The organism is Paracoccus sp. IB05 (assembly GCF_016405985.1).
Taxonomy (GTDB): domain Bacteria; phylum Pseudomonadota; class Alphaproteobacteria; order Rhodobacterales; family Rhodobacteraceae; genus Pseudogemmobacter.
Genome location: NZ_JAEFCF010000005.1, coordinates 73584 through 94563 on the forward strand (window position 1 = coordinate 73584; position 20980 = coordinate 94563).

Below are 20980 nucleotides of genomic sequence, written 5' to 3' on the forward strand. Positions count from 1 at the left end.
ATACATCACGGTGCTGAAATTGAGAAAAATCCGGGTGTCGCTCTGATCAGTCTGCCCGGGCCACATCATATTTTACACGTGAAGAGAAAGTTCCGGCGGGGGTGTCAATATCCGTGTTTTTTAAAAAGAATATTCAGACGGCCCGTCAGGCCCTCTGTATCCCCGACCAGGCTTACATCATCACATAATTCATAGGCGATATGGGTGGCCACATCCCGGGGCATATTCGGTTTCACCCGCTGTAGAAAACTGACAAATTCTTCGTTTGCATTGTTGATCAGCTTCCAGTGTGCGACAGGACCGCGTTCGCAGGGATTGTTGAAGATATGCGCGTTTTGAGAAAATGCGGGCGCGGCTGCGATTGCTGCGGCGATGGCATATGGGATGATCCTGGGCAATTATATTTCCACTTCTGCAGATTGAACTCACGGTAGCTTGCGGGGTCATGGCCGATGCCGCAGATCACGAAGCAAGGGACGTCGCGCGCTGGCGCAGGTTTCAAAACTCATCCGCGTCTCCTGCCTTCACTCGCAACCGCACCCGAGTCGGGGTAGACTAGCTGAAGAGGCTGACATGAACCTGATCGCGGGGTTTTCTCACCGACGCAGGGGCCTGGTCAGGCTCTGATCAGCAAGGAGGGGTAGTTAAGGCCGCAGGTCGCAGCCTGCCGGAGGCGTCATCGGGAGCAGGAAGGATGAGCAGTGCGGATTTTGCTTGTTGAGGACCATGAGGACCTCGCGCTGATCATCGGGGATCATCTCTTGCGGGCGGGATTTGTCCTGGACCATGCGGGATCGGCCGCCGCCGCCGCCGCGTGCCTTGATGTGGTTGACTACGGGGGTGTCGTGCTTGATCTCGGGCTGCCCGACCTTGATGGGCTGTCGGTCCTCGCGCGGTTGCGCCGGGAGGAGCGCGGCCGCCAGGTGCCGGTGATCCTCCTGACCGCGCGCGGCGGGCTGGAGGACCGGGTGAAGGGGCTGAACGCCGGCGCCGATGACTATCTGGTGAAGCCCTTTGATCTGTCAGAGCTGGAGGCCCGGCTGCGCGCTGTCCTGCGCCGGCCGGGTTTGCGGGAAAGCCACGTCCTGCGTTTTGGCGATCTCACAATCGAGCCGGCCGCCCTCTCGGTGCGTGTGGCGGGCGCGGTTCTGGACCTGGCCCGGAAGGAATATGCCCTCATGGAGGAAATGCTCCGGGTGGCGCCGGCGATTGTCATTAAGGATAATATCGAGGACCGGCTTTATTCCTTTGAAGAGCCGGTAACGCCCAATGCGATCGAAGCCATCGTGTCGCGCCTGCGCCGCAAGCTGGCCGCCGCCGGGGCGCGGGTGCGGATCGACACGCTGCGGGGTCTTGGCTACCGCCTGTCGGACAGGGGCACGGATGCGCTGGATAAATAGCCTGCGGGGGCGCCTTGTCCTGGTCATGGCGGTGGTCTTCTCGCTGGGTGCCGTGAATGTCGGGATCTATCTGTTCGATCTTGATCATGATGTTCGTGATCATGTGTTTAAGGAACAGATCGACATTCTGGTGGCGGGGCTGCCCCACAGCCCGGGCGCGGAGGATATTGACCGGCTGCCGCTGAAATTCTCGGAATCCTACTGGCGGTATTCGCTTTACGCGAAGGATGGGACGCTGTTGGCCAGCAGGCCGCCAGAGGCGGAAGCGCTGGCGTTTCTGACGCCCGAGGATCTGCCGGCGGATCTGCCTTCGACGATGGCGGCGCGCCGGGTCGGAGAGGGCAGGGTGCTGGTGTTTGGTCGCAATGACTGGGACGAATGTGAAGAACTGTGCCAGATTTTCCGGGAGCGAATGACAGGATCTGTCACGGTCATCTGCATTCTGGCCTGCGTCTCGCTGCTGTCGATCTATCTGCTTTTAAGCTGGGCGCTGGCCTCGGTCCGCCGGGCGGCGGTGCTTGCCGGAACCATCGGCAAGGATACGCCCGGGCGTCGCATCCCGCTTGATGCCCTGCCCGAAGAGATCCTGCCGCTGGTGGTTTCGGCGAATACCGCGCTTGACCGGCTGGCCGAAGCCTATGCGCTGGAAAGGCGCTTCACCGCAGATGCCGCGCATGAATTGCGCACGCCGCTGACGGTGCTTGACCTCAGGCTCCAGAAGGCGGCGACGGGAACTATGCCGGACTGGCCGGCCATACGTCGCGACATGGATCAGATGCGCTATCTGCTGGATCAGCTGCTTGAGCTGGCGCAACTGGATCATGGCGCGGCGCCTCAGGCGGATCCTGTCCCTTTGGCCCTCGCCCGCGTCATACGCCAGGCTGTGGCCGATGTCCTCCCCGCCTATGAAGAGGCCGGGCGTCCCCTTGAGATCGAGGTGGGTGAGGGTATCTTCCTGGAACACGGAGCCGGGCAATTGCGCCAGGCGATCAGAAGCCTGCTGGTCAATGCCCTGAAACACGGGCAGGGCCGGGTGCTTGTCACACTGACCACACCGCAAAAACATCTCGCCGAGATCCGGGTCGCCGATGAAGGGGCCGCCGCCTCGCCGCGCGACGCGGAACTGATGTTCGAGCGCTTCCGCAAAGGCCGGCAAAACCAGAGCGGCGTGGGGCTGGGCCTCTCAATCGTCAGGCAGGTCATGGCCAATCTGGGTGGTACGGCGCGGATCGCCACCGGTGGCTGCTTTTGCGTGATACTGACCGTGCCGCTGACCCAGGGCCGCGATCCCGTCAGTCTGGTTTCGTAACAGGTGCCGCCGCTGCGACCTGGACTCACCACCTCGGGATCGCGCCTGAACCTACCGGCGGCACCGCGGGGCGCCGGATCGGTACGGACCGGCGGAGTGACCTGCGGCCCTCGCCAGCCGCGCGGCAATTCGGCCCTGAGCGGTCGATCTCCCAGGCTGTTGCGTTCCGGGCAGAACTGAGCCGATCAGACACATACCTTCCTCAGACACATGATTTCCATTGAGAACTGAGCCATGTGAACTTTCCTCCAACGCGGTGAACGGTGGAGGCAGCGGGGTGATCCGCATGGGATCATCAGTCATCACCGGTGGGATAGCATTGCGCGGGAAGCAGCCGTTCCAGGAGTTCAGCCGCCGCGGGCTGTGGTACAAGAGGATCGCGAAGTATCTGAGCGCCGGGACGATCGTGCCGACGTTCACGATACCAGGGGTGCGAAACAGCTTGCCTCGTTGCGGAAGGCCGGCCCCTCAGGAGGCGCCCGGTGTCTGACCGAGTGGCAGGGCCTGGGCCTGTTTCACCTGACCAAGTGCGAAGCTCGATTCGATCGAGGCCACCCCTGTCAGCTTTGTCAGCCGGGTCATCAGGAAGCGCTCGTAATCCGCCAGATCGCGGACCACGATGCGCAGAAGGTAGTCACGCTGCCCGGTCATCAGATAGCATTCGACGATCTCGGGCCAGCGGTTCACGGCCTCTGAAAACCGCTCCAGATCCTCCTCTCGCTGGCGCTCCAGCTTGACGCTGGCGAAGACGCTGATCGGCAGTCCCGCCTTCACCTGATCGACAATGGCGACATAGGCCCGGATCACCCCGGCCGCCTCCAGATTGCGGACCCGCCTTGCACAGGGCGAGGGCGACAGCCCGACCGCCTGGCTCAGTTTTTCGACCGTGATATGGGCGTCCTGCTGCAAGAGCGCCAGGATCTTTCGATCAATTACATCCATTTTAAATTCTGGCACATATCACCTGTAGCCTGCGCTGATTTCGTCAATATCAGCCAAATCAGGGGCCAAAAATCAACGACTTTAACTGCTTTCACCAGAAGGAAGCCGCTAAGCTGAAAAAAACAGACAGGGAGAATAAGAATGCCGGCCCATCACCGGGAAACCCTCGCGCAACTCGAGCGCAAAGTGCTGTGGCTTGCCACCTGGATGATACATAATGCCAATCATATCAGGCCCAATCCGGACGGGCTGAAGATCGGCGGGCACCAGGCCTCCTCGGCCTCGCTTGCGACGGTGATGACCGCGCTTTACCTTGACGTGCTGCGCCCCGAGGACCGGGTGGCGGTGAAGCCCCATGCCAGCCCCGTCTTCCACGCGATCCAGTATCTTCTGGGCAATCAGAGTCTGGAAAAAATCAGAGATTTCCGCGCCTATAAGGGAGCGCAGAGCTATCCCTCGCGCACCAAGGACACCGATGACGTGGATTTCTCGACAGGCTCGGTCGGGCTCGGCGTCGCGCAGACGCTGTTCGCCTCGCTGGTGCAGGATTACCTGAAGGCCAGGGACATGGCGAAGACCCTGCCCGAGGGCAGGATGGTCGCCCTGATCGGCGATGCCGAGATGGATGAGGGCAATATTTTTGAGGCGCTGCTGGAGGGCTGGAAGCACGGTCTCAGGAATTGCTGGTGGGTGGTCGATTACAACCGTCAGAGCCTTGACGCGGTGGTGCGTGAAGGTCTCTGGGAGCGGTTTGAAAGCATGTTCCGCAATTTCGGCTGGGATGTGGTCGTGCTGCGCCATGGCCGGTTGCAGGAGGCGGCTTTTGCGGAACCCGGCGGCAGGGCCTTGCGCGACTGGATCACCGCCTGCCCGAACCAGCTGTATTCAGCGCTGACCTTTCAGGGCGGCGCGGCCTGGCGCAAAAAGCTTCTCGACGATATCGGCGATCAGGGTGAGGTGACGGCGCTGATCGAGCGCCGCAGCGACGAGGATCTGGCCCGGCTGATGACCAATCTCGGCGGCCATGACATGGATCTGCTGCTTGAGGCTTTTGCGGATGCAAGACGCCATGACCGGCCGGTCTGTTTCATCGCCTATACGATCAAGGGTTTTGGCCTGCCGCTGGCCGGGCATAAGGACAATCATGCCGGGCTGATGACGCCCGGACAGGTTGAAAAGCTGCGCGAGGCGCATCAGGTCAGGGCGGGGCATGAATGGGACCCTTTCGAGGGGCTGTCCCTGCCCGAGGCCGCTTTGCGCGACTTTCTCGCCCAAGTTCCCTTCAATGCGAAAGGGCGGCGGCGCTATTCCTCGCCTGCGGTGCCGGTGCCTGCGGGCCTCGCGCTGGCCTGGCAGGAAGCCCAGTCGACCCAGGCCGGCTTTGGTCTTCTGATGCATGAGATCGCCAAAGGCGACAGCGATTTTGCCAGCCGCGTGGTGACGACCTCTCCGGATGTGACGGTCTCGACCAATCTCGGGGCATGGGTCAACCGGCGCAAGCTGTTTTCCCGCGCGGAAATGGTTGATCTTTTTCGCAAGGAGCGGATTCCGTCGACCTTCACCTGGGATTTCGCGCCTTCCGGTCAGCATATGGAACTGGGCATCGCCGAGATGAACCTTTTTATCATGCTTTCGGCGCTTGGCCTGTCGCATTCGGTCTTTGGCGAGCGGCTTTTGCCGGTCGGCACGCTTTATGATCCTTTCATCCAGCGCGGTCTCGATGCGCTGAACTATGCCTGCTACCAGGATGCGCGCTTTATGCTGGCGGCAACCCCTTCCGGGGTGACACTGGCGCCGGAGGGGGGCGCGCATCAGTCCATCGCCACGCCGCTGATTGGCATTGCCCAGGACGGGCTGGCGAGTTTCGAGCCAGCCTGGACCGATGAGCTGGCCGCGATCATGCGCTTTGGCTTTGAATATATGCAGCGCGATGGCGAGGCCGATCCCGATCCGGCGACCTGGCTGCGCGATGCCTCGGGAGGGTCGGTCTATATGCGGCTTTCCACCCGGGTGATCGAACAGCCGAAGCGCGAAATGACCCCGGAGCTGGAGGCCGGCATCGTCAATGGCGGCTACTGGCTGCGCGAGCCGGGTCCGAATGCCGATCTGGTGATCGCCTTTACCGGCGCGCTTGCCCCTGAGGCGCTGGAGGCCGTCGCGCTCCTGTCCGAGGATCGTCGCGATATCGGCCTGCTGGCGGTGACTTCGGCGGATCGTCTGAACGCAGGCTGGACGGCGGCGCAGCGGGCGCGCGAACAGGGCAGGCGCGATGCGCGCGCCCATGTCGAGCGGCTCTTTGCCTCTGTCCCGCGTGAGGCCGCGCTGGTCACGCTGGTTGACGGGCATCCGTCAACGCTCGCCTGGCTTGGGGCGATTGCCGGGCACCGGACCCGCTCGCTCGGGGTCGAGCATTTCGGCCAGTCCGGCACGCTGACTGAAATCTACCGGCATTACGGGCTGGATGGCCAAAGCATCGCCCGCACAGCGGCAGCTTTCGTCCCGGGCAGGCCGGTCCGGCATCTGCGCGCGATCAGCAGCTGATCAGGCAGGCACAGGAGGGGCCGGTCGGGGCACAGTCACCGCTCCGGCCCTGGGCCCGCCCGCTCCCAATTCCTCACTGGCCTGCCTGGACGGGGGCCGGGCCAGCATAGTTCACCACGGCGCTTTCAGCAGGTCGAGCGGGATCTTCAGATAGCGTCTGCCATCCGATTCCGGTGCGGGCAGGCGCCCGGCATTGATATTCACCTGCAGCGCATGCAGGATCAGCTTCGGCATCGGCAATGTCGCATCGCGGGCCTCGCGGGCTGCGACATAGGCGGCTTCTGTCAGGTATTTCGACATATGGCTGTTGGTGCCGCGTTGCGCGGCCACGGTTGATTCCCAGGCAGCCGCCCGTCCGCCCTGACAATAGTCATGACCGGTAAAGACCCGTGTCGCATCGGGCAGCGCGAGGATCGCCTGGATCGACGCCCAGAGCGAAGGGGCCGAGCCGCCGGGGAAATCTGCCCGCGCCGTGCCGCTGTCGGGCATGAACAGCGTATCATGCACAAAAGCCGCATCGCCGATCACATAAGTGATCGAGGCCAGGGTATGGCCGGGCGAAAACATCACCCGGGCCGCAATCTCTCCGACAAAGAACGTATCGCCATCTTCGTAAAGCCGGTCCCATTGCGACCCGTCCGCCGGAAAGTCTGCAAGGTTGTAAAAGCCCTTCCACAGCTTTTGTACCTCGATCACTTTCGCCCCGATTGCTGTCGGCGCACCGGTTTTGCGCTTCAGGTAATCGGCGGCCGAGAAATGGTCTGCATGGGGGTGGGTGTCGAGGATCTGCGTCAGCCGGTAGCCCTCGGTGGCGATGAAGGCGAGAATGCGGTCCGCCTCAATCGTCGCGGTGGCGCCGGATTTCTCGTCATAATCCAGCACCGGGTCGATGATGACGCAATCCTTCGTCACCGGATCGGCGACCACATATTGGACAGATCCGGTGCGGCTTTCGTAGAAAGCGGTAACGGTCGGGAGGCTCATCGGGCAGACTTTCGCAGGATCACATGCCGGGGTTCGGCAGCTGTCGTCAAACAAGAGAAGTCACGGATGTCATGCCCCGGATGCAGATTGCTCAGCGCATCCGGGGCTGAGGCCGCGCTCAGGCGAGGTGCTTTTTCTCGATCAGCTCGATGATCAGCCCCTCTTCCGGGGTCCGGAAATAGACGATGCGCGAGCCGGTATTCGGGCCCTGGTCGATGACGATGATCTCGCCGACCTGATCCATCGGCCAGGCGCGAACCTTTGCCAGCATCTCATCCATATCGCTGACATTCATCGCCATATGCAAAGAGCCGAGATCGACCGGACGCATCCGGTAATCCTTCCGGTCATCAGGTTTGGAATAGCACAGCAATTCGATATTGGTTGCCCCGTTCCTCATATAGACGATCTCGACCTCGGTACCCGGCACGCCGAGCACGGCCGAGATGACCGCCGGATCGCGCGGCGCGCGTGAAAAGGTCTCGAAGCCGAACAGATCGCGGAACATCGCCTCGGCGCGGTCCAGGTCCTTAACGGTGATGCCGGTATGGTTGACGGTGATGGGCATGGTATCCTCCTCGGGAATTCAGCGACCGCCGCTGACGGCGACGGATGTTCCTGTGACATAGCTTGCGGCATCCGACAGCAGCCAGGCGATGACCGAGGCGGTCTCTTCGGCCGATCCGACCCGGCCAAGGGGCACATTGGATTTGAGCCGCTCGGCCCGGCTGGCATCGCCGCAGCTTTCGTGGATGTCGGTGGCAATCAATCCGGGGCGCACCGCATTGACGCGGATCTGATCGGGCCCAAGCTCTTTCGACAGGCCGATGGTCAGCGTCTCGACCGCGCCTTTCGAGGCGCCATAGTCCAGAAACTCGCCCGCGCCGCCCAAAGTCGCCGCCATTGACGAGACATTGACGATCGAGCCCCCGGCCCCGCCATGGCGGGGGGCCATCAGCCGCACCGCTTCACGGCAGCACAGGAAGGCACCGGTCGTATTGATGGCCAAAGTCTCCTGCCAGCGGGCAAGCGAGATCTCTTCGAACCGGCCGATCCGGGGCAGGATGCCCGCATTATTCACCAGCCCTTCAAGGCTGCCGTGACGGTCCCGGATGCCGGCAAAGATCGCCAGCACATCCTCTTCGCGGGAGATGTCACCGGCGATGGCCCAGGCCTCACCGCCCGCTTCGCGGATGGCGCTGACAACGGCGTCAGCGCCGGCTTTGGCCGAGCGGTAATTCACCACCACCTGCCAGCCATCGCGGGCGGCGGCGAGGGCGGTGGCGGCACCGATGCCGCGCGAGCCGCCGGTGATCAGAACGGTTTTCACCATGGCGGTCTCCTCAATGGCTTATGCGTTGCACGCTCAGCTCGCGCGACTCGCTGGCGAAATCGAAATCACAGCCCAGATCAGCCTGTTCGACATGATCCCGGTACAGCCGCTGATAGCCGCTGTTCACCGGCGGCAACACCGGGGTGAAACCCTCGGCGCGGCGCGCAAGTTCTTCGTCCGACACGTCAAGATGCAGGCGGCGGGCCTCGATATCGACCTCGATCCAGTCTCCGTCCCGCACAAAGGCCAGGGGGCCGCCATCAGCCGCCTCGGGGGCGACATGGAGGATGACAGTGCCATAGGCGGTGCCGGACATGCGCGCATCCGAGATGCGGATCATGTCGCGTATCCCTTTGTCGAGCACCTTCTTCGGCAGGCCCATATTGCCGACCTCGGCCATGCCCGGATAGCCCTTGGGGCCGCAGTTCTGCAGCACCAGAATCGAGTTTTCATCGACCTCAAGATCCGGATCATTGATGCGCTTGTAGTAGTTCTCGATTGACGAGAAGACCACGGCGCGGCCCCGGTGACGGAACAGTTCCGGCGAAGCTGCCGAGGGTTTCAGCACCGCGCCACGCGGCGCCAGATTGCCACGCAGAACGGCGATGCCGCCCTCGTCGCGCAGCGGTTTGTCCCAGTCCCGGATGACTTCCGCATCATAGACCTCGGCCTCGCGCACCTGTTCCCAGACCGGGATACCGGCGACGGTCAGCGCCTCCTTATGCAGGAGCTCATGCTCGCCAAGCGCGCGCATCACCGCAGGAAGCCCGCCCGCGTAATAGAAATCCTCCATCAGGAAGCGCCCCGACGGCATCAGATCGACAATGGTCGGCACGCCGCGCCCCAGCCGGTCCCAGTCATCAAGGCCCAGATCGACCCCGACACGCCGCGCAATCGCGATGAGGTGAAGGACCGCATTGGTCGATCCGCCAATCGCCGCATTGACGCGGATCGCGTTTTCAAACGCCTCGCGGGTCAGGATCTTCGAGATCGTGATATCCTGTTTGACAAGATTAACGATCTGCCGCCCTGCCAGTTGCGACAGCACCCGACGCCTGGAATCCACCGCCGGAATGGCGGCGTTCTGGAACAGGCCGAGACCAAGCGCCTCGACCATCGACGCCATGGTCGAGGCCGTGCCCATCGTCATGCAAGACCCCGCCGAGCGCGAATGCCCGGCCTCGGCGGCAAGGAAATCTGCCTCGGTCATCTTGCCGGCCTTGAGCTCTTCGACCCAGCGGAAGACGGCCGTGCCGGACCCGACCCGTTCGCCCTTGACGACGCCGTTCAGCATCGGCCCGCCCGAGACCACGACGGCCGGAATATCGCAGCTCGCAGCCCCCATCACGAGAGAAGGGGTGGTTTTGTCGCAGCCCGCCATCAGGACGACACCATCGACCGGATAGGCGCGGATACATTCCTCGACATCCATCGCCGCAAGGTTGCGATGCAGCATCGCGGTCGGGCGGGTCTGGCTTTCCGAGGCGGAAAGCACCGGGAATTCCACCGGGAAGCCGCCTGCCTCATAGACGCCGAACTTCACCTTTTCGGCAAGGTCGCGCAGATGGGCATTGCAGGGCGTCATCTCGGACCAGGTGTTGCAGATGCCGATCACCGGGCGGCCGTCGAATTCATCCTCGGGCATGCCCTGGTTCTTCATCCAGGACCGGTGCATGAAGGCGCTTTTGGAGTTGCCGCCATACCATTGCCGGGACCGGAGCTCTTTTTTGTCGCTCATTTTTCGCCCCCCGCCATATCCAGCGCCACATCGACGATCATATCTTCCTGACCACCAACCATCTCGCGCCGGCCAAGCTCGACCAGCAGCGCCCTTGTATCGACGCCATATTGCGCCGCGGCGCGTTCGGCATGCCGCAGGAAGCTGGAATAGACCCCGGAATAGCCGATCGAGAGCGTCTCGCGGTCGACCTGGACGGGGCGGTCCATCAGCGGGCGCACCAGATCATCGGCGGCGTCCTGGATGCGGAACAGATCAGCCCCATGGCTGAAGCCCTCACGTTTCAGGACCGCGACCAGCGGCTCCAGCGGCGTATTCCCCGCACCTGCCCCCATACCGGCCAGCGAGGCGTCAACGCGGGTGGCACCTTCATGCAGGGCGACGATGCTGTTGGCGACCGCCACCGACAGGTTCTGATGCGCATGAATGCCGATCTCGGTTTCCGGGCGCAGCGCATCGCGGTAAGCGCGGATGCGTTCGCTCACCCCCGCCATGGTCAGCGCACCGGCGGAATCGGTGACATAGACGCAATGGGCGCCATAGCTTTCCATCAGCTTCGCCTGTTCCGCCAGCAGCGCGGCCGGCGCGCGATGCGCCATCATCAGAAAGCCCGAGACATCCATGCCAAGCCCGCGCGCCGCCTCGATATGCTGGCGCGAGACATCGGCTTCGGTGCAATGGGTGGCGACGCGAACCGAGCGCACGCCAAGCGCATAGGCCTCGCGCAGATGTTCGATCGTGCCGATGCCCGGAAGCAGCAAAGTGGTCAGCCGCGCCGATTTGCAGGCCTCCGCTGCCGCGGCGATCCAGTCATGATCCTTATGCGAGCCGAAACCGTAATTCAGCGAAGATCCGGCCAGCCCATCGCCATGCGCGACCTCGATGGCGTCAATCCCGGCCGCATCCAGCGCTGCCACAATCGCTGCGACCCGGTCAGGCGTCAGCTGATGGCGGACCGCATGCATCCCGTCACGCAGGGTGACGTCCTGGAGGTAAACTTTCTTCATGCCTTTTTCTCCGCAGCCAGAACCAGGCGTTCGGCGGTGCGCAGCGCTGCCGAAGTCATGATGTCGAGATTGCCCGCGTAAGACGGAAGGTAATGCGCGGCGCCCTCGACTTCGAGGAAGACGGTGACCTTCATCCCCGTGAAACGGATATCGTGATCTGCGAGGATAAGCGGCGCATTGGCCGGGATCTTCTCGACCTGGACCTCATGCTTGAGCCGGTAGCCCGGGACATAGCGGCGCACCTCTTCGACCATTTCGCGCACCGAAGCGCGGATCGCCTCCGGATCGGCCTCGTCACACAGGCACAGAACCGTATCGCGCATCGTCAGCGGCGGCTCTGCCGGGTTCAGAATGATGATCGCCTTGCCGTGTTTCGCGCCGCCGATCTTCTCAATCGCGCGCGAGGTGGTCTCGGTGAATTCGTCGATATTGGCCCGGGTGCCGGGGCCTGCGGATTTCGAAGCGATGGCGGCAACAATCTCGGCATAGGCCACGGGCGCGATGCGGGAAATTGCGGCCACAACCGGAATCGTCGCCTGGCCGCCGCAGGTGACCATATTCACATTCGGCGCGTCCAGATTGGCCTCGAGATTGACCACAGGGACCACGAAGGGGCCGATGGCCGCAGGGGTCAGATCGACCATGCGGATGCCGCGTGCGGCCAGCATTTCGGAATGTTTCGCATGGGCACCGGCACTGGTCGCATCAAAGGCGATGACGACCTCATCCGCCTCGGGCATCGCAAGGAAGCCTTCGACGCCTGTGGCACTGACCGGCACGCCAAGGCGCTTTGCCCGCGCGAGCCCATCGGAGTCAGGATCAATGCCGATCATTGCGCCCATTTCCAGTACTTTGGAAAGGCGCATTACCTTGATCATCAGATCGGTGCCGATATTGCCGGAGCCGATGATCGCAACCTTGCGGCGGGTCATTCTTCAGTCCTTCGGAAGAGGCGCCCTGCCGCATCGCGGAGGGCGGAGATAATCACAGGGGAAGGGATTTGCCGGCCAGACGGCGCTCGGAGGCCAGCTTGCGCTCCTGGCCGTCGCGACCCTGGCGGGCAACCCGCACTGCCGAACGCAGCTGGCGCGGCTCGAATGCGGGATCGATCTGGGCGATGATGGTCAGTGCGATGCGGGCATAATGCTCGGCCAGCAGGGTGGCGACCTCTTCGCCGTCGCGCGCGGCGCAGGCATCCATGATCGCACGGTGTTCGTCACGCGACTGTTGATACGAGCTGGGCTGCGTCATGTAGATGCGGCGGTAACGCTCGGCATGTTCGTTCAGCTGGGTCGAATAATCGGCATGGCGCGACCCCGCCAGACGGATCGGAATCATATGGAATTCGCGGTGCGCGGCGTCGAATTCGGCGAAAAGCCCGGGGGCGCTGTTCTTATCCATGGCGGCAAGACAATCCGACATCGCGGCAATGTCGGGATCGGTCAGTTCCGGCACGGTGGCGCGCACCGTGGTGGTGTCGAGCTTGATCCTGAGCGCGTAAAGCTCGTCAAGATCCGCCATCGAGGTCTGCGAGATCACCACCTGGCGACCGCGTTCCGAGGTGATAAGCCCTTCTTTCTCGATCAGCCGCAGCGCCTCGCGCACCGGGGTGCGGCTCAGGCCCAGCTGGTCGGCGATCCTGACCTGCGACAGCCGCCCGCCCGGCGGCAGCACGCCGTCAAGAATGGCCGAGCGAATGCGTTCATAGGCATCGGCCATGCGGATGCCCGGCGCGGATTCCGGCTGACCCGGGGTCGGGTCGCTGGCGGGAGAGAGCAGGTCCGGCATCGCATGGCCTTCCGTCGGTAAGCGTGTAGGGAGTTTATCGGCCCTGGTCTGGCCCGTCAATAAAACTGTATGCAGATTTTTCGAATCTGAGCGGCGGAACCTTTCTGTGGCAGGATTGGGAGCTGCAGGTTTGCGTCGTATATCCTGATTAATATACTGATAATACTGTGTAAATCATGATCATTAGGCCTGTAGGGCCATTTTCCGGCAGTAAGGATCTCTTTTTGCTGCCGAAAAACTGTATTACAAAAATGGTCACGTCCTCTTTGGGCGACGCGCCCTTAAAGCGGTTTTATCCGCTTTGGTGTGTCGTCCTGCTGGCCCCATTCATGCCAGGAGCCATCATAGAGCCGCCATTGCGGATGGCCGATTGCCTCGAGCATGAAGCCGAGAATTGAGGCGGTGACGCCAGAGCCACAGGTGGTGATCACCTCGCCGGAAAGATCAACGCCCTTCCCGGCAAAGATCTCGGTGGCACGTTCGGCGCTGACAAAACGATATGAGGGGGCGGGTTCATAGAACAACGCCCAGGGCGTGTTGATCGCGCCCGGCATATAGCCGGAAGCGACACCCGGATAGCCCGATCCCTCATGCCCGTCGAAACGCGCGGCGGTGCGGGCATCGATGATTGATGCCCCCTGGTCGACCAGATTGCGCATCTCGGCCAGGGCGACCACGCGGCCCCCGGCCAGGCGGGCGGGGAAATCCCGCAAGGCCGGCGGCACAAAATCGCCGGTCGCGACGGGACGGCCCTCGGCCAGCCAGCGCCGCCAGCCGCCATTCAGGATTTTCACCCGGTCATGACCAAAGGTGCGGAGCATCCACCAGAGCCGCGCCGAGACATAGCCGGCATCATAGAGAATCACCTCGGTCTCGGCGCCGATGCCAAGGGCACCGATCTCGCGCGCGAAGACCGATGCTTCGGGCAGCATATTCACATAGGGCGAGTCCGGGTCGGAAATCGCGTTCAGATCCACGAAGCGCGCGCCGGGGATATGACCCGCCCGGAAATCCTCATGCCCGTCACGACCGGCATCCGGCACATACCAGGAACAGTCCAGCACCACCCGGTCGGCACCCGGTTCGGCCGCCAGCAGCGCGGCGAGGTCATCGGTTTCGATCAGCCATTTGCTCATGGGATGTTCCTTCAGCGCGCGATGCCCGGGCGGCGCGGTGCCTCGACCCAGGAAGCGCCGGTCAGCACGCCGCCGTCAATCACCACATTCTGTCCGGTCACATAGCGGGTCGCCGGCGCAACAAGATAGAGCGTGGTTGTCACGAGGTCTTCAGGCACGGCCAGCCGCCCCTGCGGGATGAAATTCGCAAACCATTCGGCGCGGTAATTGTCATCCCAGAGCGGCTTTGTGAATTCGGTCTGCACAAAGCCCGGCTCGATCGCATTCACCTGGATATTGTCATCGGCCCATTCATGCGCCTGGGAGCGCGTCAGCGAGGTCACGGCCGCCTTGGTCGCCGCATAGACCGAGATCGTATCAAAGGAGATATTGGCGGAGAGCGAGCTGAAATGCAGGATCTTGCCGCCGCCCTGCGCCTTCATCACCGGATGCACGGCCTGAGACAGGAAATAGACCGAACGCAGATTGACCGAAGTGATCAGGTCGAAATCTTCGGGGGTCACTTCGGTGATCGGCTTGCGCCGGTTGGCGCCCTGCAGGTTGATCAGGATATCGATGCGACCGGTGAGTTCCTTGGCCCGCGCAACCAGATCCGCGGCAGCTTCTGCCGTGCTCAGATCCGCCTGGAGGCCGGCAAATGTCAGGCCTTTCGCGGCAAAGTCCTGCGAGAGTTTGTCGAGCCTGTCCTGCGCGAGGTCATGCACGATCACGGTCGCGCCTGCGCGTGCCAGGCCCTCGGATACAGCCGACCCGATGGCCCCGGCGCCACCGGCGACCAGGGCGGTCTTTCCGGAGAGCGAAAAGAGATCGGCAAGATAGCTGGACATGTCACTTTTCCTTATGGTCTGCCGGGCTGCGGCTTTGCTGCCGGTCCGGGTGATCTTCGGTTACTTCTCAATTCCAGACTACAGTAAATGCAAATAGTTTTTCCGTGCTGCATCGCGGAAACTGAGGTGATTTCTTGCTGCAAAGCAGCGTAATGCCGGAGTGTCTTCATAGAAGTATGACAGATCACACTGAAAATTAAGGGGAAAAAATATACTCCGGGGTGGTGCAGGCGCAGCAACGATTTTCCTTTGCAAAGCGAAAAGAAACCATATTGTACGCTTTACTAAGGCGCCCGCAGAGGCAAACTGCATACAGTTTAATCAACAGGAATCACCATCATGCTGAAACGCACGTTCCTTCTCGCGGCTTCCGGCCTGGCTCTGGCCGGTGCGCTCGGGCTGCCCGCAGCGGCTGAACCCAAGGGCAAGGATGCCGAAGTCACCATCCTCGTCTCGCCGCTGACCTTCGCCTTCCCGCATTTCGTATTCCTCACCGACGAGCTGAAAGATGAGGCGAATAAGCTGGGCGGCGTGACCATCGTGGTCGCGGATGGCCAGCTCTCTGCGCCCAAGCAGATCGCCGATATCGAGGCGGCCATTGTTCAGGGGGTCGATGGTATCATCCTCGCGCCGGTCGAGGCCGATGCGCTGGCGCCGGTGGTGCAGCAGGCGATTGACGCCGGCATCGCCGTCGTGACGGTCGACCGTCCGGTCAATGGCGTGCCCGATGTGCTTGCCAATGTCGCGGCGGACAATTTCAAGGGCGCAGAAGCCCAGGGCGAGGCGGTTGTCAAAGCCTTTCCCGATGGCGCGACCATCGTGAACCTGCAGGGCATCCCCGGCGACAAAACGGCCAATGACCGCAATGGCGGCGCGCATAAAGTGCTCGACGCGGCTGGTGAGAAATACGTTTTCGTCGCCGAGCAGGCGGGCAATTTCTCGCGCGATAAGGGCCTGGAGGTCACCGAGAACATCCTGACCGGCCTTGCAGAAGTTCCGCAGGTCATCATCGCGGCCAATGACGATATGGCACTGGGGGCCGCTCAGGCTGTCGATGCGCGCGGGCTTAAGGGCAAGGTCGCGATCTATGGCTATGACGGGTCGGAAGACGCGCTGAAGGCCGTGAAATCGGGTGATCTGGCGGCAACCGTCGATCAGTTCCCGGGGCTTCAGGGGCGCACTGCGGTCTCGACGCTTGTCGCGTTCATCCGTGAAGGCACCCGCCCCGAGAGCGCTGAGGTTCTGGTCGCGCCCGTCGCGATCACCGCAGACAATCTCGACCAGGCCGAGCGTGTCGGGCAGATCGGCGAATGAGCCATCCGTCCTCCCCTCCCGGGAAGGATCAGCAAAAGCCGGGGCGCGCAAGCAGCCCCGGCGCATTGCCCTCTGCCCCCGGTTCTGATGCTGCGCCCGGATCTGCGCCCCGTTCTGCCCCCGGCGTGACAGCCCCGCTGCTTGAAGCCCGGGGCTTCGTGAAGCGATTCTTCGGTGTTACCGTTCTGGACGGCGTCTCGCTGAGCCTGGCGCCGGGAGAGGTGCGTGCGCTTCTGGGCGAGAACGGGGCGGGCAAATCCACGATCATCAACCTGCTGTCGGGCGTGCATCAGCCCGATGGCGGTATGCTTTTGCTCGATGGCGCGCCGGTGCGCTTTACCCGCCCGCTGGAGGCAGATCATGCCGGGATCAGCGTGATCCGCCAGGAACTGTCGCTTTTCCCCGACCTTTCGGTGGCCGAGGCGATCTTTGCCGGCCATTTGCCGCTGAACCGGCTGGGCCTTGTTGACTGGAGGCAGATGCGCGAGGCGGCCCGAAAGGCGCTCGCCCGGCTCGGCCTCGAAATCGATGTGCGCGCCCCGGTGGCGAGCCTGTCCATCGCCCATCAGCAGATGGTCGAGATCGCGCGGGCGCTGACCCGCAAATCGCGCGTGGTCATCATGGATGAACCCACCGCCTCGCTGTCCCCCAATGAGGTGGCGCATCTGGGCGAGATCATCGCGCAGCTCTCTGCCGGGGGGGTGGCGGTGCTTTATGTCAGTCACCGTCTCGACGAGATCCGCGCCTTCTGCCGCACCTATACCGTTCTGCGCGATGGCAAGGCGGTTTCTGCGGGGCTTGTCTCCGAGACGGATATCCCCTCGCTGATCCGCGACATGGCCGGACGCGAGGTCGAGATCGGCGCCGCCGGTGCCGCCCGTCAGCCCGGTGCACCGGTTCTCGAACTGCAACACCTCGCCTCGGTTCCCGGTGGCCGTGGCGGTCAGCGGGTCCGCGATGTCAGCCTTGTGGTCCGTGCCGGAGAGATCCTCGGCCTTGCAGGCATCGTCGGTGCCGGCCGGACCGAGACGGCGCGGATGATCTTTGGCCTTGATCCCGTCGGATCGGGAGAGATCCTGCTGAACGGCAGACCTTTCCGGGCCGGGTCTCCTGCGGCCGCGATGGCGGCGGGGATCGGCTATGTGCCCGAGGATCGCAAGGGGCTTTCGATCCTGCCCGACCGTTCGGTCGCCGAGAATTTTGCGCTGACCGGCGCGGTGCCGGCGGGTCCGCTGGGCTGGAATGACAGGCCGGGTGAGGCAAAGGCGCTTGCCGGCTTCGTGCAGCGGCTCGGCATCCGTGCCGCCAGTCTGCGCGCCCCGATCACCACGCTTTCGGGCGGCAACCAGCAAAAGGTCATCCTTGCGCGCTGGATCGCGCTGAAGCCAAAGCTCCTGATCATCGACGAGCCGACGCGTGGCATTGATGTCGGGGCCAAGGAAGATGTCCATTCGCTGATCCGCGAAATTGCGGCCGGGGGCGTGGCGGTCCTGCTGATCTCTTCGGATCTGCCCGAGGTGCTGGCGCTGTCTGACCGGATCGTCACCCTGCGTGAGGGAGAGACCACTTCTGAACAACCCGCCGCCGATGCGACATCCGAGGGGCTTATGGCGCGGATGACCCGCCATGGCTGACCTGTGGATTTTTCGCCGCTGCCCACCCGGCTTTCAACTGGGTGCGGCGCTGATGCGACGGCAGCCGAACCCGATACGCGACTGACTTCCGCGACTGACTTCAAGGAACCCGACCATGACCAAAGCCCAGGCCGACGAGCTGTCCCGCGCCCGGATGTATGCCCTTCTGGGCAAGCTTGCACCGCTGATCTTCCTGCTGGCCCTCGTGATCATATTCGCGAGCCTGCAGCCCCGTTTCCTGCTGCCGCTGAACCTGTTCAACATTCTGCGCCAGGTCTCGATTTACGGGATCATCGCAATCGGGATGACCTTCGTCATCCTGATCCGCGGCATTGACCTTTCCGTGGGGGCGCTGGTGGCGATGTCCGGTCTTTGCGCCGCGGTCGTGGCCAAGGGCGGGATCGAGGGGCGGTTCATGCTGTCCGCCGATGGCAGTGGCTATCACTGGGCTCTGGCGGCTTTGGCTGCAATTCTTGCCGGAACGGTCGCAGGGCTGTTGCAGGGGATGGCGGTGGCCTGGCTTTCGGTGCCGGCTTTCGTGGTGACGCTGGGCGGCATGACCGTCTTTCGCGGCATTGCGCTGACCATCGGCAATGGCGGGCCGATCTCGGGATTTGACGAGGCATTTGGCTGGTGGGGGCGGGGCATGATCGGCCCGGTTCCGGTGCCGGTGCTGATTTTTGCCGCTGTCGCGCTGATCGCCTGGGTGGTGCTGACCCAGACCCGCTTTGGCCGCGCGGTCTATGCGGTCGGATCAAACCCCGATGCGGCGCGGCTTTCCGGGATCAATGTCAGCGGCGTCACGCTTTCGGTCTACGCCCTGATCGGCTTTTGCTCAGGGCTTGGCGGTTTCGTGCTGGCCTCGCGCCTCAACTCCGCCGAAGCTGTCGCCGGCACCGGCTATGAGCTGACCGCGATCGCGGCGGTGGTGATCGGCGGCACCAGCCTTTACGGTGGCACCGGCGGCGTGGCAGGCACGGTGATTGGCGCATTGCTGACCGGGGTGCTTCTGAACGGGCTCGTGATCCTGAATGTGTCGCCCTACACGCAGCAGATCCTGGTCGGGCTGATCATCGTCGCGGCCGTGGCCTTTGACCATTTCATCAAGAGGCAAAGCAGATGAGCCGCGCAATCACGCTGACCGGAACCGAAATCACCGAAGCCCCTGTGCGCCTGTTGCGCGCGGGCCCGCTGGAGGCCGCGTTCGATGCGGGCGCGCTGCGCTGGATCCGCTGGAACGGGGTCGAGGTATTGCGCGCGGTCATGTTCCTGGTGCGCACACCGGGCTGGGGCACGCCCGCGCCGTTGATCACCGCGCTTGAGATCGGGGAAACGGCGGAACGGTTCACCATCAGCTATGACGCGCATTACGGCACCGCCGGCACCGGCGTTAAGGTCGGGGTCCGGCTGACCGGTGAGGCTTCGGGGCGGTTGCGCGCCGAGGCCCTGATCCGCGCCGAGGCGCCTTTTGAGACCAATCGTACCGGCTTTGTGATCCTGCATCCGCTCGACGGTTTTGCAGGCACCGAAGTGACGGTGGGGCACGCCTCGGCCCCTGGCCGGGATCTGGTGATCCCGGCGCAGATCTCGCCCGGACAGCCGGTGATGGATATGCAGGTGATCACCCATCGCCCGGTGCCCGGCCTTGCGGTCGAGACCCGGTTCGAGGGGGATATTTTCGAGATGGAGGATCACCGGAACTGGTCAGATGCCTCTTTCAAGACCTATAGCCGCCCGATCGGCCTGCCCTATCCCTATCTGCTCGACCCTGCCGCGCCTGTTACCCAGGCGGTGACGGTCACCATGACCGATACGGGTGCGACGGCTGCGGCTGTATCCGCGGTCGCTGTGCCGGAGGCCGCGGGGCAGCGCCTGCCCGATTATGCGCTGCCGCTTGACCATCCGGACGATGCAGCGGCGGCGCTTGAGCATTCCGGGGCGCTGCGCGCCTTGGCGCCCGCCTGGCTTTTGCTGCGCCATGATACGACACGCGGCGCGGCGGCGGCGGATCTGGCGCCGCTTGCGGCCCTGCTGGATCTGACCGGCGCGCAGCTTGAGGTGCAGGCGATCCTTGCAAGCGCTGCGGCAGGTGAGGCCGATGCCGAGCTTGCCGCACTTGCCGCAAGGCTCAGTTCAGCGGGCATCACCCCCGCCCGGATCGGGGCTTTCGCAAGGATCGACGAGCAGAGCTTCCAGCCGGGCGAGGCGCGCCCGCCACATCCCGCCGAACCGGATATCGCGGCGGCGCTGGCGAAACACTTCCCGCAAAGCGAGAAGATCGGCGGCACGCCGGCCTTTTTCACCGAGTTCAACCGCAAACGTCCCCAACCGGCACTTTGGGCGGGTCTGAGCTTTGCCACGACACCGGTGGTCCATGCCGCCGATGACGCTTCGGTGATGGAGACGCTGCAATCTTTGCCGCATATCCTCGCCTCGGCGCGGGCGCTTTCGGACGGGACGCCGCTTCTGATCGGGCCGACCGGCATCGGCGCGAGGATCAACCCTTACGGCCCCGGCCCGTCGGACAATGCCCCCGGCTCACGTGAGGGTATGGCCGCCCGCGACCCGCGCCAGCGCGGGCTTTATGCGGCGGCCTGGACGGTGGGCTATCTGGCGCGGATCGCAGCTTTCGCGCCGGTGCGTTTTGCCTTTGGCGCTGCCACCGGGCCTTTCGGTCTGATCTCGACCCGCCAGGATTATGCGCGGCCCTACTGGGACGAGCAGCCGGACGGCGCGCTTTATCCGCTTTACCATGTCGCGAAATGGCTCGCGGCGGCGGCAGGGGGCCGGCTTCTCTCGGCCACGACCGGGGGTGGTCTGGCCTCGGTGATCTGGGAGAAAGACGGTCGGCGCGAGGCGCTGATCGCCAATCTGACACCCGCGCCGCTGGCGCTGCCAGACCCTGGGCTGCGCAAGCCGCACGCCGCGTTGCTGGACGCCGGTAATCCCGCAGACCCCGTTATCGTTCCGCTGCCCGCGCAGCTGGACGCCTATGCGGTGCTGCATTTGACGCAACAGGAATGAATG

At 63.5% G+C, this 20980-nt stretch carries 18 protein-coding genes; 7 read left to right on the top strand and 11 right to left on the bottom strand.

Annotated features, from left to right (window positions below):
- Positions 1–104: 104 nt before the first annotated feature.
- On the bottom strand, positions 105–398 hold the full coding sequence (locus tag JC607_RS04950; RefSeq protein ID WP_198835844.1) for a hypothetical protein: 294 nt from the start codon (positions 396–398) through the stop codon (positions 105–107).
- A 303-nt stretch (positions 399–701) separates the two neighbouring features.
- Between JC607_RS04950 and JC607_RS04955 the strand changes: the two genes are divergently transcribed.
- Both JC607_RS04955 and JC607_RS04960 read left to right on the top strand, forming a co-directional pair.
- Positions 702–1400 (top strand): response regulator transcription factor, encoded by a 699-nt coding sequence (locus JC607_RS04955; RefSeq protein WP_198835845.1) that lies wholly within the window; start codon positions 702–704, stop codon positions 1398–1400.
- Complete coding sequence (locus tag JC607_RS04960) at positions 1384–2709, top strand: HAMP domain-containing sensor histidine kinase (protein ID WP_198835846.1); 1326 nt, start codon at positions 1384–1386, stop codon at positions 2707–2709. Before JC607_RS04955 ends, JC607_RS04960 begins: the two co-directional genes overlap by 17 nt.
- 468 nt (positions 2710–3177) lie before the next feature.
- Here JC607_RS04960 and JC607_RS04965 read toward each other — a convergent pair whose 3' ends face one another.
- Positions 3178–3651: an Lrp/AsnC family transcriptional regulator gene (locus JC607_RS04965; protein WP_198835847.1), complete on the bottom strand. Its 474-nt coding sequence runs from the start codon at positions 3649–3651 to the stop codon at positions 3178–3180.
- 141 nt (positions 3652–3792) lie between these two features.
- Here JC607_RS04965 and JC607_RS04970 point away from each other — a divergent pair, with 141 nt between their 5' ends.
- Positions 3793–6192 (top strand): transketolase, encoded by a 2400-nt coding sequence (locus JC607_RS04970; protein ID WP_198835848.1) that lies wholly within the window; start codon positions 3793–3795, stop codon positions 6190–6192.
- A gap of 111 nt (positions 6193–6303) precedes the next feature.
- Here the strand turns inward: JC607_RS04970 and JC607_RS04975 are convergent, their stop codons facing one another.
- The 9 genes from JC607_RS04975 to JC607_RS05015 all read right to left on the bottom strand — a co-directional run bounded on the left by JC607_RS04975 (position 6304) and on the right by JC607_RS05015 (position 15005).
- Positions 6304–7176 carry an MBL fold metallo-hydrolase gene (locus JC607_RS04975; protein WP_198835849.1) on the bottom strand — a complete coding sequence of 291 codons (873 nt, stop codon included), beginning with the start codon at positions 7174–7176 and terminating at the stop codon, positions 6304–6306.
- A gap of 118 nt (positions 7177–7294) precedes the next feature.
- A complete protein-coding gene (locus tag JC607_RS04980) occupies positions 7295–7744 on the bottom strand; it encodes a VOC family protein (protein WP_198835850.1) in 450 nt (149 codons plus the stop codon).
- An 18-nt stretch (positions 7745–7762) separates the two neighbouring features.
- Positions 7763–8509 (bottom strand): SDR family oxidoreductase, encoded by a 747-nt coding sequence (locus tag JC607_RS04985; protein WP_198835851.1) that lies wholly within the window; start codon positions 8507–8509, stop codon positions 7763–7765.
- 10 nt (positions 8510–8519) lie between these two features.
- The gene (locus JC607_RS04990; RefSeq protein ID WP_198835852.1) at positions 8520–10247 is read right to left on the bottom strand and encodes an IlvD/Edd family dehydratase; all 1728 of its coding nucleotides are present in this window, start codon (positions 10245–10247) and stop codon (positions 8520–8522) included.
- A complete protein-coding gene (dmpG, locus tag JC607_RS04995) occupies positions 10244–11254 on the bottom strand; it encodes a 4-hydroxy-2-oxovalerate aldolase (protein WP_198835853.1) in 1011 nt (336 codons plus the stop codon). Before dmpG ends, JC607_RS04990 begins: the two co-directional genes overlap by 4 nt.
- Positions 11251–12186: an acetaldehyde dehydrogenase (acetylating) gene (locus tag JC607_RS05000; protein WP_198835854.1), complete on the bottom strand. Its 936-nt coding sequence runs from the start codon at positions 12184–12186 to the stop codon at positions 11251–11253. The genes dmpG and JC607_RS05000 overlap by 4 nt, the downstream gene beginning before the upstream one ends.
- Before the next feature lie 52 nt (positions 12187–12238).
- Entirely contained in the window at positions 12239–13042 is an 804-nt protein-coding gene (locus JC607_RS05005; RefSeq protein WP_198835855.1) for a GntR family transcriptional regulator, read from the bottom strand.
- 281 nt (positions 13043–13323) lie between these two features.
- On the bottom strand, positions 13324–14178 hold the full coding sequence (locus JC607_RS05010; RefSeq protein WP_198835856.1) for a sulfurtransferase: 855 nt from the start codon (positions 14176–14178) through the stop codon (positions 13324–13326).
- An 11-nt stretch (positions 14179–14189) separates the two neighbouring features.
- Positions 14190–15005 (bottom strand): SDR family NAD(P)-dependent oxidoreductase, encoded by an 816-nt coding sequence (locus JC607_RS05015; protein ID WP_198835857.1) that lies wholly within the window; start codon positions 15003–15005, stop codon positions 14190–14192.
- A gap of 339 nt (positions 15006–15344) precedes the next feature.
- Here JC607_RS05015 and JC607_RS05020 point away from each other — a divergent pair, with 339 nt between their 5' ends.
- The 4 genes from JC607_RS05020 to JC607_RS05035 all read left to right on the top strand — a co-directional run bounded on the left by JC607_RS05020 (position 15345) and on the right by JC607_RS05035 (position 20977).
- On the top strand, positions 15345–16319 hold the full coding sequence (locus JC607_RS05020; protein ID WP_198835858.1) for a substrate-binding domain-containing protein: 975 nt from the start codon (positions 15345–15347) through the stop codon (positions 16317–16319).
- Positions 16320–16477: 158 nt separating this feature from the next.
- On the top strand, positions 16478–17953 hold the full coding sequence (locus JC607_RS05025; RefSeq protein WP_370584753.1) for a sugar ABC transporter ATP-binding protein: 1476 nt from the start codon (positions 16478–16480) through the stop codon (positions 17951–17953).
- 115 nt (positions 17954–18068) lie between these two features.
- The gene (locus JC607_RS05030; protein WP_198835860.1) at positions 18069–19076 is read left to right on the top strand and encodes an ABC transporter permease; all 1008 of its coding nucleotides are present in this window, start codon (positions 18069–18071) and stop codon (positions 19074–19076) included.
- On the top strand, positions 19073–20977 hold the full coding sequence (locus JC607_RS05035) for a hypothetical protein (protein WP_198835861.1): 1905 nt from the start codon (positions 19073–19075) through the stop codon (positions 20975–20977). Before JC607_RS05030 ends, JC607_RS05035 begins: the two co-directional genes overlap by 4 nt.
- The last annotated feature ends 3 nt before the right edge of the window (positions 20978–20980 follow it).

Excerpts from the sequence above, each read along its gene's own strand:
- JC607_RS04960 (WP_198835846.1), top strand. The coding sequence starts at position 1,384 with ATGCGCTGGATAAATAGCCTGCGGGGGCGCCTTGTCCTGGTCATGGCG.
- JC607_RS04965 (WP_198835847.1), bottom strand. The coding sequence starts at position 3,651 with ATGGATGTAATTGATCGAAAGATCCTGGCGCTCTTGCAGCAGGACGCC.
- JC607_RS04970 (WP_198835848.1), top strand. The coding sequence starts at position 3,793 with ATGCCGGCCCATCACCGGGAAACCCTCGCGCAACTCGAGCGCAAAGTG.
- JC607_RS04975 (WP_198835849.1), bottom strand. The coding sequence starts at position 7,176 with ATGAGCCTCCCGACCGTTACCGCTTTCTACGAAAGCCGCACCGGATCT.
- JC607_RS04980 (WP_198835850.1), bottom strand. The coding sequence starts at position 7,744 with ATGCCCATCACCGTCAACCATACCGGCATCACCGTTAAGGACCTGGAC.
- JC607_RS04985 (WP_198835851.1), bottom strand. The coding sequence starts at position 8,509 with ATGGTGAAAACCGTTCTGATCACCGGCGGCTCGCGCGGCATCGGTGCC.
- JC607_RS04990 (WP_198835852.1), bottom strand. The coding sequence starts at position 10,247 with ATGAGCGACAAAAAAGAGCTCCGGTCCCGGCAATGGTATGGCGGCAAC.
- dmpG (WP_198835853.1), bottom strand. The coding sequence starts at position 11,254 with ATGAAGAAAGTTTACCTCCAGGACGTCACCCTGCGTGACGGGATGCAT.
- JC607_RS05000 (WP_198835854.1), bottom strand. The coding sequence starts at position 12,186 with ATGACCCGCCGCAAGGTTGCGATCATCGGCTCCGGCAATATCGGCACC.
- JC607_RS05005 (WP_198835855.1), bottom strand. The coding sequence starts at position 13,042 with ATGCCGGACCTGCTCTCTCCCGCCAGCGACCCGACCCCGGGTCAGCCG.
- JC607_RS05010 (WP_198835856.1), bottom strand. The coding sequence starts at position 14,178 with ATGAGCAAATGGCTGATCGAAACCGATGACCTCGCCGCGCTGCTGGCG.
- JC607_RS05015 (WP_198835857.1), bottom strand. The coding sequence starts at position 15,005 with ATGTCCAGCTATCTTGCCGATCTCTTTTCGCTCTCCGGAAAGACCGCC.
- JC607_RS05020 (WP_198835858.1), top strand. The coding sequence starts at position 15,345 with ATGCTGAAACGCACGTTCCTTCTCGCGGCTTCCGGCCTGGCTCTGGCC.
- JC607_RS05030 (WP_198835860.1), top strand. The coding sequence starts at position 18,069 with ATGACCAAAGCCCAGGCCGACGAGCTGTCCCGCGCCCGGATGTATGCC.
- JC607_RS05035 (WP_198835861.1), top strand. The coding sequence starts at position 19,073 with ATGAGCCGCGCAATCACGCTGACCGGAACCGAAATCACCGAAGCCCCT.